Origin of the sequence: Streptomyces sp. NBC_00490, assembly GCF_036013645.1 — a bacterium.
Lineage (GTDB): Bacteria > Actinomycetota > Actinomycetes > Streptomycetales > Streptomycetaceae > Streptomyces > Streptomyces canus_F.
This window is the reverse complement of the sequence record NZ_CP107869.1, coordinates 10,036,258-10,050,902: the sequence shown is the minus strand read 5'-3', so window position 1 is coordinate 10,050,902 and position 14,645 is coordinate 10,036,258. Positions and strand designations below refer to the sequence as shown.

Annotated in this window: 12 protein-coding genes; 5 read left to right on the top strand and 7 right to left on the bottom strand. The window is 71.0% G+C overall.

The annotated features are described in order from the left end of the window. The first annotated feature begins 35 nt into the window (after nucleotides 1-35). From OG381_RS45935 to OG381_RS45920, 4 genes are all read left to right on the top strand, one after another. Nucleotides 36-2,282 (top strand): glycoside hydrolase family 3 N-terminal domain-containing protein, encoded by a 2,247-nt coding sequence (locus tag OG381_RS45935; RefSeq protein WP_327721939.1) that lies wholly within the window; start codon nucleotides 36-38, stop codon nucleotides 2,280-2,282. Between the two features lie 41 nt (nucleotides 2,283-2,323). Further along, on the top strand, nucleotides 2,324-4,534 hold the full coding sequence (locus OG381_RS45930) for a glycoside hydrolase family 6 protein (protein WP_327721938.1): 2,211 nt from the start codon (nucleotides 2,324-2,326) through the stop codon (nucleotides 4,532-4,534). Between the two features lie 100 nt (nucleotides 4,535-4,634). Further along, on the top strand, nucleotides 4,635-5,723 hold the full coding sequence (locus OG381_RS45925; RefSeq protein ID WP_327721937.1) for a lytic polysaccharide monooxygenase: 1,089 nt from the start codon (nucleotides 4,635-4,637) through the stop codon (nucleotides 5,721-5,723). Between the two features lie 543 nt (nucleotides 5,724-6,266). Next, entirely contained in the window at nucleotides 6,267-6,773 is a 507-nt protein-coding gene (locus OG381_RS45920) for a MarR family winged helix-turn-helix transcriptional regulator (protein WP_327721936.1), read from the top strand. Between the two features lie 6 nt (nucleotides 6,774-6,779). On the opposite strand, the gene OG381_RS45915 is transcribed toward OG381_RS45920, so the two are convergent. From OG381_RS45915 to OG381_RS45885, 7 genes are all read right to left on the bottom strand, one after another. Further along, the gene (locus OG381_RS45915; protein ID WP_327721935.1) at nucleotides 6,780-7,985 is read right to left on the bottom strand and encodes a PP2C family protein-serine/threonine phosphatase; all 1,206 of its coding nucleotides are present in this window, start codon (nucleotides 7,983-7,985) and stop codon (nucleotides 6,780-6,782) included. A 91-nt stretch (nucleotides 7,986-8,076) separates the two neighbouring features. Beyond that, complete coding sequence (locus tag OG381_RS45910) at nucleotides 8,077-9,831, bottom strand: PP2C family protein-serine/threonine phosphatase (RefSeq protein WP_327721934.1); 1,755 nt, start codon at nucleotides 9,829-9,831, stop codon at nucleotides 8,077-8,079. Continuing rightward, nucleotides 9,828-10,898 carry a SpoIIE family protein phosphatase gene (locus tag OG381_RS45905; protein ID WP_327721933.1) on the bottom strand — a complete coding sequence of 357 codons (1,071 nt, stop codon included), beginning with the start codon at nucleotides 10,896-10,898 and terminating at the stop codon, nucleotides 9,828-9,830. The genes OG381_RS45910 and OG381_RS45905 overlap by 4 nt, the downstream gene beginning before the upstream one ends. Further along, nucleotides 10,895-11,338, bottom strand: coding sequence for an anti-sigma regulatory factor (locus OG381_RS45900; RefSeq protein WP_327722732.1), 444 nt, complete (start codon nucleotides 11,336-11,338; stop codon nucleotides 10,895-10,897). The genes OG381_RS45905 and OG381_RS45900 overlap by 4 nt, the downstream gene beginning before the upstream one ends. Next, nucleotides 11,338-11,745 (bottom strand): STAS domain-containing protein, encoded by a 408-nt coding sequence (locus tag OG381_RS45895; protein WP_327721932.1) that lies wholly within the window; start codon nucleotides 11,743-11,745, stop codon nucleotides 11,338-11,340. The genes OG381_RS45900 and OG381_RS45895 overlap by 1 nt, the downstream gene beginning before the upstream one ends. Next, on the bottom strand, nucleotides 11,742-12,641 hold the full coding sequence (locus OG381_RS45890) for an STAS domain-containing protein (protein ID WP_327721931.1): 900 nt from the start codon (nucleotides 12,639-12,641) through the stop codon (nucleotides 11,742-11,744). Before OG381_RS45890 ends, OG381_RS45895 begins: the two co-directional genes overlap by 4 nt. A gap of 131 nt (nucleotides 12,642-12,772) precedes the next feature. Next, nucleotides 12,773-13,939, bottom strand: coding sequence for a PP2C family protein-serine/threonine phosphatase (locus tag OG381_RS45885; RefSeq protein WP_327721930.1), 1,167 nt, complete (start codon nucleotides 13,937-13,939; stop codon nucleotides 12,773-12,775). Nucleotides 13,940-14,085: 146 nt separating this feature from the next. Here OG381_RS45885 and OG381_RS45880 point away from each other — a divergent pair, with 146 nt between their 5' ends. After that, complete coding sequence (locus OG381_RS45880) at nucleotides 14,086-14,571, top strand: MarR family winged helix-turn-helix transcriptional regulator (RefSeq protein ID WP_327721929.1); 486 nt, start codon at nucleotides 14,086-14,088, stop codon at nucleotides 14,569-14,571. The last annotated feature ends 74 nt before the right edge of the window (nucleotides 14,572-14,645 follow it).

The window sequence follows — 14,645 nt, the reverse complement described above, 5'->3', positions numbered from 1 at the left end:
GCCCCTCCGGCCCGCACCCGGAAAGGCCGCACCCCATGAGCCCGAGCCGCACCGTGTCCGCACCCCGCCCGCCGACCTCACACCCCAGCGGGCCCTTACGTTCCCGGGCCCGCCGCCCCGCCCTCGTCGCCGCACTGTGCGCCGCGACCCTCGCCGTGACCGGTCTTGCCGCCGCCCCGGTCCCGACGGCCGCCGCCCTGCCGTACCAGGACCCTTCCGTTCCGGTGCCCCAGCGGGTCACCGACCTGCTCTCCCGGATGACGCTCGACGACAAGCTCGGGCAGATGACCCAGATCGAGAAGGACGCGCTCGTCCCGCAGAGCGACCTCGCCACCTACCGCATCGGCTCGGTGCTCTCCGGCGGCGACTCGACGGTCAGCCCCAACAACGCCCAGACCTGGGCCGACACCTACGACTCCCTCCAGCGCACCGCCCTCACCACCCCGCTCGGCATTCCGATGATCTACGGCATCGACGCGGTGCACGGTCACAACGCGGTGCGCGGCGCCACCCTCTTCCCGCACAACATCGGCCTCGGCGCCACCCGTGACCCGGCGCTGGTGCAGCGGGTCGGACGGGCGGTGGCCGAGGAGGTGGCCGGTACCGGCATCGACTGGTCCTTCGCGCCCTGTCTGTGCGTGGCCCGCAACGACCGATGGGGCCGCACCTACGAGTCGTTCGGGGAGAAGCCCGAACTGCCCACCTCCATGGCCACGTTCGTCACCGGCATGCAGGGCACGGCCCTGGGCGGCGACCCGGCGTCGGTGCTGGCCACCGCCAAGCACTACATCGGCGACGGCGGCACCACCGGAGGCGTCGACCAGGGCAACACCGAGCTGTCCGAGGCCGAGCTGCGCGCGATCCACCTGCCGCCCTTCCAGGAGGCGGTACGCCGCGGCGTGGGCTCGGTCATGCTGTCCTACAGCAGCTGGAACGGCGTGCGCGCGCACGCGCACAAGTACCTGGTCACCGACGTGCTCAAGGGCGAGCTGGGCTTCACCGGCTTCGTCGTCTCGGACTGGGCCGCACTCGACCAGCTGGACGGGCAGAGCGGCTTCACCGGCGCCGAGATCACCACGGCCGTCAACGCCGGCGTCGACATGGTCATGGTCCCGCACGACTACAAGAAGTTCCTCACCCTGTTGCGCGGCGAGGTGAACGCCGGGCGGATCCCCCTGGCCCGCGTCGACGACGCCAACCGGCGCATCCTCACCAAGAAGTTCCAGCTCGGCCTGTTCGAAAAGCCGCTCACCGACCGGTCGTTGACCCCGACCGTGGGCTCCGCGGAACACCGGGCCCTGGCCCGGCAGGCCGTGCGGCAGTCGCAGGTGCTGCTGAAGAACGACGGCGGAATACTGCCGCTGGCGAAGAACGCCAAGCTGTTCGTGGCCGGCAAGTCCGCCGATGACATCGGCAACCAGAGCGGCGGCTGGACTCTCGGCTGGCAGGGCCGCAGCGGGCCCGTCACCGAGGGCACGACCGTCCTCAAGGGCATCCGCGCCGCCGCCACCGACCCGTCCCGGATCACCTACGACCGCTACGGCAACGGCATCGACGCCAGCTACACCGCCGCCGTCGCGGTGGTCGGGGAGACCCCGTACGTCGAAATGCACGGCGACCGACCCGGCGGCATGGGGCTGGACCAGGAAGACCTGCAGACCCTCAGCCGGCTCAAGGCCAGCGGGGTGCCCGTCGTGGTGGTCCTGATCTCCGGGCGCCCGCTCGACATCGCCGCCCAACTGCCGGACTGGCGCGCCCTGCTGGCGGCCTGGCTGCCCGGCACCGAGGGCGGCGGAGTGTCGGACGTGCTCTTCGGCGACCACGCCCCGACCGGCAAGCTCCCCATGACATGGATGCGCAGCGCCTCCCAGCAGCCCATCAACGACGGCGACGGCAAGAGCCCCCTCTTCGCCTACGGGCACGGCCTCACCTACGGCACCGATCCCGACCCCGACCCCGATCCGGGCCCTGACCCGGAGCCGCAACCCACGTCCTGCACCGCCCAGTTCAAGGTCGTCTCGGCCTGGTCCGGCGGCTACCAGGCGGAGATGACGGTCAAGAACTCCGGCAGCGGCCCGCTCACCGGCTGGTCCGTCGGCTGGGACCTGGGCGGCTCCACCGTCACCAGCCTGTGGAACGGCTCCCTGACCGTGGCGCAGGGCCGCGCGACCGTCCGCAACGCCGCCCACAACGGCGCCCTGTCTCCCGGCGCCACCACCTCGTTCGGCTTCACCGCGAACGGCGGCGCGGGCACGCCCGCTCCGCAGTGCACCGGCTCCTGACGTACGACCGGCACACCCGCACGTACCACCGAGGAGGGCACATGACCAACCCGACCAGAGCCGACGGCGCCTGGCTGCCGCGCAAGCACCGACGACGGTCGGCAGCCCTGGGCACCGCCCTGGCCACCCTGATGCTCGGGGTGGCGGGCCAGATCGGGGGACAGTCCGCGGCAGCGGCGGAAGCGCATGTCGACAACCCCTTCGCGGGGGCGAGCTTCTACCTCAACCCCGACTACGCCGAGCACGTGGACACGTCCATCTCACAGACCTCCGACGCCGCGCTCAAGGCCAAGATGGAAAAGGTCAAGAGCTATCCGACCGCCGTCTGGTTGGACCGGATCGCGGCTGTGCACGGGGGTGAGGCCAACGCAGGGCGCAAGAGCCTGGCCGACCACCTCGACCTGGCGCTCGCTCAGAAGAAGTCCGGACAGCCGATCACCGCCACCTTCGTGGTGTACGACCTGCCGGGACGGGACTGCGCCGCCCTCGCCTCCAGCGGCGAACTCCCGCTCACCCAGGCGGGCCTGGACCGCTACAAGAGCGAGTACATCGACGTCATCGCGAACGTCCTCAAGAACCCCAAGTACCAGGACGTCCGCATCACCACGATCATCGAGCCCGACAGTCTGCCCAACCTGGTCACCAACACCGCCGACCCCGAGTGTGCCCAGGCCAGGAGCAGCGGCATCTACGTCAAGGGCATCCAGTACGCCCTGGACAAGCTGCACGCGATCCCGAACGTGTACACGTACCTGGACTACGCGCACTCCGGCTGGCTCGGCTGGGACAACAACCTCACCCAGACCGTGCAGCAGTACACCGAGGTGGCCAAGGGCACCGCGGCCGGACTGAGCAGCGTCGACGGGCTGATCACCAACGTCGCCAACTACACGCCGCTCGAGGAGCCGTTCCTGACCAACCCCGACAAGACGGTCGGCGGCACCATGGTCAAGTCGAGCAAGTACTACGAGTGGAACCCGAACTTCGACGAGGTGGACTTCACGAAGAACGTCCACCGGGCGCTGGTCTCGGCGGGCTGGCCCGCCTCCACCGGCCTGGTGGTCGACACCTCCCGCAACGGCTGGGGCGGCGCCGCGCGGCCCACCGCGGAGAGCACCAGCACCACCCTCGACACCTACGTCAACGAGTCCAAGGCCGACCGCCGCACCCACCGCGGACTGTGGTGCAACGCGAGCGGAGCCGGGCTCGGGCAGCCGCCGCAGGCCGCGCCCTCCGGATACCCCGACTCGCACCTCGACGCCTTCCTGTGGATCAAGCCGCCGGGAGAGTCCGACGGGGCCAGCAAGGACATCCCCAATGAGGAGGGCAAGCGCGCGGACCCGATGTGCGACCCCGACTACACCGCGTCCAACGCCGGCAACAACAAGACCGGGGCGCTGCCCGACGCACCACTGGCCGGCCACTGGTTCCACAACCAGTTCCTGATGCTGGTCCGCAACGCCTACCCTGCCGTGCCGACGGGCGGCACCGACCCGGGTGACACCACCGCCCCGACCGCCCCGACCGGACTGCGGGCCACCGCCAAGACCGCGAGCAGTGTCTCCCTGGCCTGGACCGCGGCCACCGACGACGTGGGCGTAACCGGGTACGACGTGTACCGCAACGGCACCCGGGTCGGCTCGCCTGCCACCGGCACCACGTACACGGACACCGGGCTGAGCGCCGCCACGGCCTACAGCTACACCGTGCGCGCCCGCGACGCGGCCGGCAACGTCTCCGTCGCCTCCACCGCCCTGAGCGTCACCACCGAGACGGGCGGCGGTGGCCCCGATCCGGCGGGCGGCCTCAAGGTCGCCTACAAGAACAACGACTCCTCGGCCACCGACAACGCCATCCGCCCCGGCCTGAGGATCACCAACACCGGCAGCGCCGCTGTCGACCTGAGCGGGGTGACCGCCCGCTACTACTTCACCCGGGACGGCGGCTCGCCCACCGTGAACGCCTATTGCGACTTCGCCGCGGTCGGCTGCTCCAACGTCAAGCTCCGGGTCGTCCCGCTGAGCACCCCGGTCGCGGGCGCGGACGCCTATCTGGAGGTCGGCTTCTCGGCCGGCTCGCTGGCCGCGGGCCGGGAAACCGGTGACGTCCAGCTGCGGATGGCCAAGTCCGACTGGTCCGCGTTCAACGAGGCCGACGACCACAGCCGCTCCACCGCCACGTCCTACACCGACGCCCCGGCGATCCCCGCTTACCTCGGCGCCACCCTGGCCTGGGGCGCACCGCCCGCCTGATCCGCGTACCTCCCCACGCTCCCCCGCCCGCCCGGAGCGACCTCTTCCCCGGGCGGGCGGGGGCTCCACAGCGGACAGCAAAGGAACGACAGGAGGCACCATGGTTCGACGACGAAACCGGCTCCTCTTCTGGGCGGCGGTGCTCGCCACCCTGCTGAGCGGCCTCGGTCTGGCCCTGCTCGGCCAGGGCACCGCGCAGGCGCACGGGGTGGCGATGATGCCCGGATCGCGGACATATCTCTGCTACCAAGACGCCAAGACCGGCACCGGCGCCCTGGACCCGACGAACCCGGCGTGCAAGGCCGCGCTGGCCGAGAGCGGATCGACGGCGCTGTACAACTGGTTCGCCGTGCTCGACTCCAACGCGGGCGGGCGCGGCCCCGGTTACGTACCGGACGGCAAGCTGTGCAGCGCCGGTGACCGCTCCCCGTACAACTTCACCGGCTACAACGCCGCTCGCTCCGACTGGCCCCGCACGCATCTGACCTCCGGGAAGAGCATGCAGGTCCGGTACAGCAACTGGGCGGCGCATCCGGGCGACTTCCGGGTGTACCTGTCCAAGCCCGGCTACTCGCCCAGCACCCCGCTGGGCTGGAGCGACCTGGAGCTCATCCAGACCGTCACCAACCCCGCCCAGTCGGGTTCGGTGGGCACCGACTCCGGTCACTACTTCTGGAACCTGAACCTGCCCACGGGCCGCTCGGGCGACGCGGTGCTGTTCATCCAGTGGGTGCGCTCGGACAGCCAGGAGAACTTCTTCTCCTGTTCCGACGTCGTCTTCGACGGCGGAAACGGCGAGGTGACCGGCATCCGCGGCTCGGGCGGCACCCCGACGCCCACGCCGACTCCCACGCCGACGCCCACCCCGACAGACCCGCACACCGGCTGCATGGCCATCTACTCGGTGACGAACGCCTGGAACGGCGGCTTCCAGGGATCCGTCCAGGTGATGAACCACAACACGTCACCGATGAACGGCTGGGCGGTGCGCTGGCAGCTAGGCACCGGCACCCGGCTCAGCCAGGTCTGGAACGGCACGCTCAGTACCGGATCCGACGGTACGGTCACGGTCAGCAACGTCGACCACAATAGGACCGTCGCGCCGGACGGCAGCGTGAGCTTCGGCTTCACCGCCACCTCCACCGGCAACAACCATCCGGTCGGCTCGATCGGCTGCGTCAACCCGTAACAGGTTCCGCCGAGGCGCCGGCCCCCGCACCGCGGGGAGCCGGCGTTTCTCGACGCCCGCCCGTGCCGTGGCCCGCGTGATGAAGCCCACGAGGACCGTGGACAGCCGAAGGGATGCGCGGTTGTGGGCGGTCAGCGCGATCCGGTGGGCGGATACCCGGTCAGCCAGCGCATCGCCAGCCGCTGAACCAGGCTCCCGCCGGGGAGAGCCCCTGCGGCATCCAGCGGAAGCCCGTCTCACCCTGCGCGCCCTCGTCGACCTCGCAGCCGGTCACGAGGCCGCCACAGCGGCTCAGCCGCTGAAAACCGCTTCCGCGTCGGCGGGTGGCGAACACCCGCAGGACCTGATCTGAGGCCGCCGGTTCAGCCCCAGCTTCCTAAGACGCCGGCGCGGGACGGGGCGCCAGCTGCAAGGGCAGGGTGCGGATGGGCACATCGACGATCGCACACCTCAGCGGTTGCGTGCCCGTTGGCTCTTCGGGTACCAGCGTTTGCATGAGCATCGCATTTGCATGGACCCGGGCTTGCTGAAGGTGATTTGTTCGTGACGCGCCTCGACGGCCCCGGTGACGAGCAGGCGAGCGGGGCAGGTGAGGACCCTGACGCGATGGCGCTGGAGATCGCCGACGCTGTGGAGAGCCTGACGGATTTGTGGTCCGTCGCTGCGCAGGGCGTGGCGCTGCGGCTGTCCCCGCACCAGTTGAGGGCGCTGCGTGCTCTGCAGGCGGCTCCGGGGTTGAATCTCACGGGCTGGGCGGAGTGGCTGGACATCGGGCTGCCTACGGCCAGTCGGCTGTGTGACCGTCTTGAGGCGGCCGGCATGCTGGAGCGCGTATCGCATCCGCGCAAGCGCCGCGAGGTGCAGTTGAGCCTGACCCCGGCCGGCCGGCATGTGCTCAGGGAGGTGGCGGGGCGTCGAGCGCAGGCTCTGGCGGTCGCGTTGCGGGTGATGGAACCAGCCGAGAGAGTCGCCCTGAGCCGCGGTCTCAAGGCCTTTCTCCGTGCGCAGGCTGCCCCGCTGTCGCGGTTTGATGATCCAGGCTGTGGGTGAGGGAAGTCAGTGCGCCGGCGCGGCGTGCCGCTCCGTGTTGCTGGCGCGGCCCGTCCAGTCCAGGCAGACGACCGCGGCGTCGGCGGCGAGGTCCTTGCTGCCGAAGTGCTCGATCAAGCCGGAAACCATGGCGCGTGCCGCCTCGTGCGGGGGCTCGCGCCGGGTGGCGCTGAGGGTCTGGCGCAGGGCACGTTCCCCGAAGGATCCGCCGTCGGCGGCTAGGGCGCCGTGGACACCGGAGCTGACCACGATCAGCCGGTCGCCCGGTTCGACATGGAAGGTCTGTTCCTCGTAGAGGGTCTCCTCGAACATGCCGAGTGGGAGCTGTGCTTCGAGTGCGATCTGCTCGATCGTGTCGTCGCGCTGACGGTAGAGCTGGGGGGAGCCGGCGTCGACGGCGTGCACGGTGCCGGAGTCCAGGTCGAACTGCAGCAGCAGGGTCGAGGCATACGCCTTGCCGCCGTACTGGGCGAAGAGAGCCTGGTCGGCGAGGCAGGCCTGGTCGGCGAGCCCTATTCCGGCGCGGCGTGCGTTGCGCAGGGCGCCGACGGCGAGGTGGGTGAGCAGGGTGGCGTCGATGCCTTGGCCCATGCCGTCGGTGACGGTGAGGGTGAGGTGGTCGGAGCTGGTCGACCAGTCGAAGTTGTCGCCGCCGACGGCGTAGGCCGGCTCGAGGTGGGCGCCGATGACGTACTCCTGGCGGGCGCAGCCACGTCCGGGCAGGAGCTGCCACTGCATCTCGGCGGCGAGGGTGAGGCGCCGGGTACGGCGGGCCTGCAGGTACAGGTCGGTGTCCCGGTCGGCGGTCGTGACCTCGTGGGCCAGCGCGGTGGCGAAGTCGGTGAGCTGCAGCATGGTGGCGGCGTCGGTTGCGCCGCTGGGCAGGCGGACCGACAGGACGCCCAGCCGGTCGCCGCGCACAGTGAGGGGCAGATGGACGAGGTGGGCGGGTGTGGATCCGTTGCGGGCTTCGACGACCGGCGTCTGGCTGATGAAGGCGCGTCCGGCGGGCCCGTCGTGAGCGGCGATGGGCTCTGCGGTGTGCGGCAGGTGCGTCACCGGTTGCAGAACGTTCAGCCCGTAGTCGGCCAGAAGCAGGGTCACGTCCTCGGCTCCGACACGGTCGGCCAGGAGGCGGCGGGCGGTGGCGACCAGCTCGTGGGGCGGGGCGGCACGGAGTTCGGCGGTCGGGAACGGTTCAGATGTGTACATGGAATCCACCCTCTCCACTTGTCACCTCCACGCTATTGCCACGAACCCTGCTTCCAGGCCGTGCGGAGCGGATAGTCGTTTCGATCTGCCCTTATTCGCGGGGCTGGTTCGCCCCCGCACCGGCCCGGACGCCTGAGCGGGGGCTGGGCGGCGTGGGAGTGGTGTGGCACAGCAGCAGGCAGACGTCGTCGTCGCGTTCGGAGTCATCCAGCAAAGGCTTGAGCAGGGACTCGGCCGCCACGTCCAGGTCCAGGTCCGTCGGGCGCAGCGAGGACAGTGCCTGAGCGAGCCGGCCGATCCCGAGGTCTATGCCCAGGGCGCGGCGCTCAACGAGTCCGTCGGTGTAGAGGGCGAGCGTGGAGCCGGACGCCAGTTCGATCGAGTGATCCTCATAGGTGTACGGCAGGGGGACGCCCAGCATGATCCCTGGCTTGGTGTCCAGGACGCCCACCGCTCCGTCGGGAGCTCGCACCACGGGCGGCGGATGTCCGGCGGCTGCCCAGACCACCGTGGGGTCGCCGGGCCGGAAGCGGGCGACGGCGGCCGTCGCGTACAGCTCCGGGTGCTGGTGGCGCATGAGCCGGTGCAGGCGGGTGAGGAGCTGGGCGGGGCTGTCGCCTTCGACGGCGTAGGCGCGCAGCGCGGTGCGCAGCTGCCCCATCACGATGGCCGCGTGCAGCCCGTGCCCGGTGACGTCTCCGATGACGGCCAGCAGGCTTCCGTCGGGCTGTGTGAAGGCGTCGTACCAGTCGCCGCCGATGTTGAGTCCGTGGGTGGCGGGCAGGTAGCGGGCGGCCAGGCGCAGGCCCGGTGTCGTGGGCAGGTCGGTGAGCTGGGCGCGCTGCAGGGCTTCGGCGGTGTCCCGGTGCTGTTCGTAGCGGCGGGCGTTGTCCAGGGCGATGCCGATGCGGCGGGCGAGTTCGACCAGCATGAGGGAGGTGTCCGGGTCGAACCGGGGGCCGGGCGCGGTGAGGGTGAGCACGCCCAGGGCGTGGCGGACGGTGAGGGGTATGCACAGCAGCGTCTGTGCGGGGGCCAGGGCGGAGGGAGGCAGGTCGTCGACGCCGGGCAGGGCACCGGGATGGGCGGCGGCGTGCTGCGGACGGCCGGTGCGGGCTGCGGTGACCGCGGCGGCCGGACGGTGTCCGTCCGGTGGGGCCTCGTCGTCGAAGAGCCAGACGTCGACATGACGGGCGTACACGGGGACCAGGAGTTCAGGCAGCCGGCCGAGGATGTCCTCGGGGCTGAGGGATGCGGTCACCTCGGCGCTGGCGTCGGTCAGGAAGGTCAGCAGGCGTCGCGCGTTCTCCGCCTCGCTGCGGGCCGCTCGTTCGGCGTCGAGGAGGTCCTGCTGGACGAGCGCGGAGGCCTCCAGTTCGGCATGGAGTGCCAGGACCCCCTGGTTGGTCTGGTGCAGTTCCTCCCGGTGCAGGCGGACCAGGTCCTGCTGCTCATCCAGCCTGCCGAGGACCGCCGCGGTGTCGTCGTCCACGGCCAGCAGGGCCTCGGGAAGCGCTGAATCGTCCACGTCCGGCATGCCGAGCCGGACGGATTCGGGGCAGGCGAGCAGGTGACGCCACGGCGAAACGTGTGATCGGCCTCCGGGTGGTCGTACGAGGGCCTCCAAGTAGTCGCCGGAATCGGCGGCTTGGCTGGTGTTGACGTGCAGTTCCCACACGCCGCCCTGGTCGAGGCACTGTCGCAGGTGTGCGGACAGGGCGGTCAGGAAGCGTGCGCGCTCGATCAGGGGGGCGTGAGCTTGTGTCGTGAGACGCGCGAGGAGGGTCCGGGCGCGGGCCGCGTCAGCAGGTGAGCCGATCTTCCAGACGTGGGAGGCGGCGGTCATGGGTGTGGGATCCGGTCGTCGGGGGCCAGTACGGCCACGCTGGTGTCGTCGCGCACGGGGCGGGCGTCGCTGCCGGCGTCCCGCAGGACGGCCGCGGCCACCACCGCCGGATCGCGGGTCAGCAGGAGAGCGTCGTCCGGTGGTGTCCAGCGGCTGGGCAGGCCGTCGCTGTGCAGGACCAGCAGGCTGCCGGACCCCCACCGGACTCGCTGGACGGGCACGGTGGCCGGGAAGTGCGCGCCGACGATCCCGGGGTGGGACAGGAACGGTTGCCAGCCGTCGGCGGTGTGCAGCCGCGCGCCGATGTTGCCGACCCCGGCGAAGGAGAGCTGTCCGGCGTCCGCATCGAGTTGTGCCACCGCGACGGCGGCGCCCCGGGTGGCTCGTAGCCTGGCGTGCAGGCGCCGCAGCAGGTCGGCGGGTGGCAGGTGGGCCGCGCGGTGCAGTTCCTGAACGGCGGCGTTGGAGGCTTCCGCGGCCTTGACGCCGTGGCCGAGCCCGTCGCAGAGCATCAGAGTCACCTGGTTGCCGGAGCGCGCCCAGCTCCAGGCGTCACCGGAGTGCTCGGCCCCGGCGAGGGAGACATTGACTCCTCCCGCCCGCGGGCCCGTCGGACGCTGCTTGGGGACGTGCCGGGAGGCGGGCTCGTGATCGATGCGGGCTACCGCGACCGTCCCCCGTCCAGGGGCGCCGTACAGGTCGAAGTCGTTGGATATGCGCAGGCAGGTTCCCAGGCCTGCCCCCAGTGAGGCGGCGGCCGCGGTGGTGTAGCCGTCGCCCAGCGCCACGGTGACGTCGGTGATGCCCGGGCCGTGGTCGAGGGAGAGGATCTGGACCGAAGCTCTGACCGCGTCGGCGCCGGCCGGCACACGCTCGACGAGGTTGATCATGATATGGCCGCCGCCGGCGTGCTTGAGGAGGTTGGTCGCCAGCTCGGTGGCCACCAGGGCGGCGACCGCGGTGCGGTGGGGGGAGAGCCCGGCGAGGGCGCAGGCCGACTCGGCGGCCACGTGGACGTCGCGGACCCGGGTCGAGTCATGCACCGGGATGTCCCACACCCGGCTCACCCGGACACCGGCCGGGGTGAGGGCATCGCGGCCCAGGCGGCGATGGTGACGGTGGTGCCCTGACCGGGCCGGCTGTCGACGGCGAATTCCTGCACCAGTCGTTTGGCCCCGCTCAGGCCCATGCCCAGGCCGCCGCCGGAGGTGTAGCCGTCGGTCATCGCCTGTTCGAGGTCGCGGATGCCCGGACCCGTGTCGATGAAGGACAACTGGAGTCCCGGGGGGTGCTGGTGGTCCAGCAAGGTGATCTCCACGTGTCCGCCCCCGCCGTGGACGAGAGTGTTGCGGGCCAGTTCACTGGCCGCGGTGACCAGCTTGGTCTGCTGCACCAGCCCGAATCCCAGCTCGGCCGCGGCCTGGCGCACCTGCTGCCGTACCCAGGCCAGGTCCGCGTCCGAGCCGATGGGCAGGCGCTTCGCCGTGGCGTGGCAGGAGGCGGGCATCATGGGCCGCCCCCCGCCGACGGGCCTGTCGGCTCGGGCCGGACGAGCAGTTTCCTGGCTCGGTCCACGTCCAGGGCGGTGTGCAGCCCGGGCAGCGTGAGCCCCAGCTCGACGAGGGTGATCGCCACGGCCGGCCGCATCCCCGCCAAAACCGTGCGGGCCGCCAGCAGGCGGGCGCTGGAGGCGATCTCGGCAAGGATCCGCCCCAGGAACGAGTCGACGAGGTCCACATCGGAGATGTCGATCACTACACCGGTCGCCGTGTTGTGCGCGATGCGGCGGGCGACGTCCGCCTGGAGCTGCTCGGCCGTCCCGTCATGCAGTTCGCCTTGCAAAGTGATCAGCAGGATGTCTCCCAGTGTCAGGACCGGAACCCGGGTCGCGAGAGCGGAGGGAGGGCTGTTCACCGCCGGCTCGCACCGACGGGTGTGCGCGATGAGACCTCGATGCCCTGCTGGCTCAGGGCGTGCGACAGGGCGTCGGCCAGCGAGGTGCGGGTGAGGATGGCCCCCAGGTCGATGCCGAGGTGGACGATGGTCTGCGCGATCGCGGGCCGGATGCCGGAGACGATGCATTCGGCGCCCATCAGCTGGGCTGCGGCCACGGTCTTCATCAGGTGTTGGGCGACCAGGGAGTCCACGGTCGGGACGCCCGTGATGTCGAGGATGGCGTACCGGGCCCGCTCGGAGACGATCGCGTCCAGCAGGCTCTCCATCACCACCTGGCTGCGGGCACTGTCCAGGGTGCCGATCAGCGGCACGGCCACGACGCCCTCCCACAGATTGATCACCGGGGTGGCCACTTCCAGCAACTGCTCACGCTGCCGCGCGATCAGCTCCTCACTCGTGCTGAGGGCCGTCTCCATCACCACCAGGCGCAGGGTGCCCATCAGCACGGTCATCGCCAGCAGACACTCCTGCAAGCGGGCATCGGTCACATCCGGGAACTCTTCGCGCAGCAGGCTGAGCACCGGCTCCCGCAGCTCGGCCACTTCGTCGGCTATCTGGGCCGGAGTGGATCCGCTGCGGGTCCGGGAGGCCGTCATCCGCGCCAGCTGCTCACGCACCGGCCAAAAACCCGGGGCCGCGATGTCCTCCAGCCGGCCCGAAGCGGCCACCTCGGCCAGGGCGTCCACCACGGCCTTGCCCGCCTCCACCGCCTCGTCCCGGGAGAGCGTGAACACGGTCCGGAACACGGCGGCATCGGCCCAGCGCTGCGCGATCTGTTCCTGGCGCCGCTCAAGAAACGCGCCCACCTGCCGCGCCACCGATCCGGAGGCCTCTCCCTGTTCCGACACCTGCATCTTCTCCCTTGGGACAGGGCCGTGTGGCCACCGGGCGGCAGGCGATCAGCCAATAGTTGCCGTATGACAAACATTAGCGCTTGGGGTCCGGTGCAAACAACACGTGGCCGCCGAAACTTGGGCGGCGGCGGTCACTGCGGTCGCCCGCGCCAGTCCAGGCAGACCACCAGGGCGTCGTCGTTGGGCGCCGCCTGGCCACGGTGGCCCGTCAGCTCCCTGAGGACGGCCCGGGGCACCTCGGCGGCGGGAAGCAGCCGGGTGGACAAGATCGCGCGAGCCAGGGCGGCGTCCCCGTACGACTCACCCCCGGGGGAGGCGACCGCATAGACGCCGTCACTGACGAAGACGAGGCGGTCCCCCGGCTCGACCTCGAACTCCTGCGCCACGTAGTTGGTCTCCTCGAACATGCCCAGCGGCAGCTGGGCCTCGAAAGTGACGCGCTCGACCGTGCCGTTGCGCAGGCGCAGCAGCTGCGGGGAGCCGGCGTCCACGACCCAGGCCCGCCCGCTGACGAGGTCGAAGTCGAACATAAGGACCGACAGGTAGCAGCGGCCCCGGTAGTGGGCGTAGACCGCTTGGTCGGCGAGGGCCGCCTGGTCGTCGAGGGGGATGCCGGCCCGGCGGGCGTTGCGCAGGGCGTTGATGGCCAGGTTCGTCAGCAGCGAGGCCTCAATCCCCTCGCCCATGCCGTTGGAGACGTACAGCATCAGCCGGTCGGCGGTCGCCGACCAGTCGAAGTTGTCGCCGAAAATCGCGTACGCCGGCTCCAGCTGCGCCCCCAGCTCGAACTCCGGGCGGGCGCAGGAGCGGCCAGGGAGCAGCTGCCACTGCATCTCGGCGGCCAGGGTCAGCCGGTCCCTGCGCCGTGCCTGCAGGTAGAGGTCCGTGTCCCGTTCGGCCACGACCACCTCGTGCCCCAGCACCTCGGCGATCTCCGCCAGTTCCTTCAGGCCGCCGCGCGCGTGGTCCCCGCCCGGCAGGGTCACCGACAAGACGCCGAGCCGGTCTCCCCGCACGGTGACGGGCAGGTGCACGCGCACCAGGCCGTCCGAAAGTCCCTCGATGAACGGCTCCTGGGCGCCGAAGGCCCGGCCGGCCGGGCTGTTGTGCACCGACACCGGCTCCAGGGTGTGCGGCAGCACGGACACCGGCTGCAGCACGGTCAGGCCGTAGTCGGCCATGAAGAGCTCGACGGAGTCCGCCGCGTACTGCTCGGCGAGCACACGACGGACCGCGTCGAGCAACTGGTGCGGCGCCGCCGTACGCAAGGCACGCTCGGCGGTCACAAATCTGTCCACGGTAGTAAATACACCCATCTTTCATCGGACGTCCGCACGTCTCACACGCGTGACGGAGTCGTTCTTGGGGCCGCGGGCGGTCCGGCCCATCCCGCACCAGCCCGCTCGCCTAGTACGCTGACGGTCATCCCGGTGCCTGCGAGAGTGTGACTGTGACTTCCTTCCGCCCCCGCCCTGAGCCGACCGAGGTCGCCCGCGTGACCTCCACGGCCGCGGAGCTGCTGGAAGTGCTGTGGGGCCGGGCCTCGACGGCGCCTGTGTCGGCGTCCCAGTTGCGCGTGCTGCTCGTCCTCGAGCACCACGAGGGCGTCAACCTGCGTATCCTCACCGACGCCCTCGCCTCCACGCCGTCGTCGACCAGCCGGCTGTGCGACCGTCTGCAGGCGGCCGGCTTCATCGAGCGTGTGGTGAGCCCTGCCGACAGACGCGAGGTGCGCCTGCACCTCAGCAGCCAAGGCCATGCATTCCTCGCCGATCTGCGCGCGCGCCGGGAGAAGGCGTTGCAGGCCGTGCTCGACCAGATGCCCGCCGCCCACAGGACCGCACTGCTGCAGGGTCTTGAGGCGTTCTGTGACGCGGCGGCGGCGCAGATACACGACGACGCCCAGGGCTCCGGCAGCCAGAGCGCCTGAGCGGCGCGCCGCCGACACCTCACGCGCTGCCTGCCGTCCGACGCCGGCGCTCAGCGTACGGAGCGGCCTGCGCC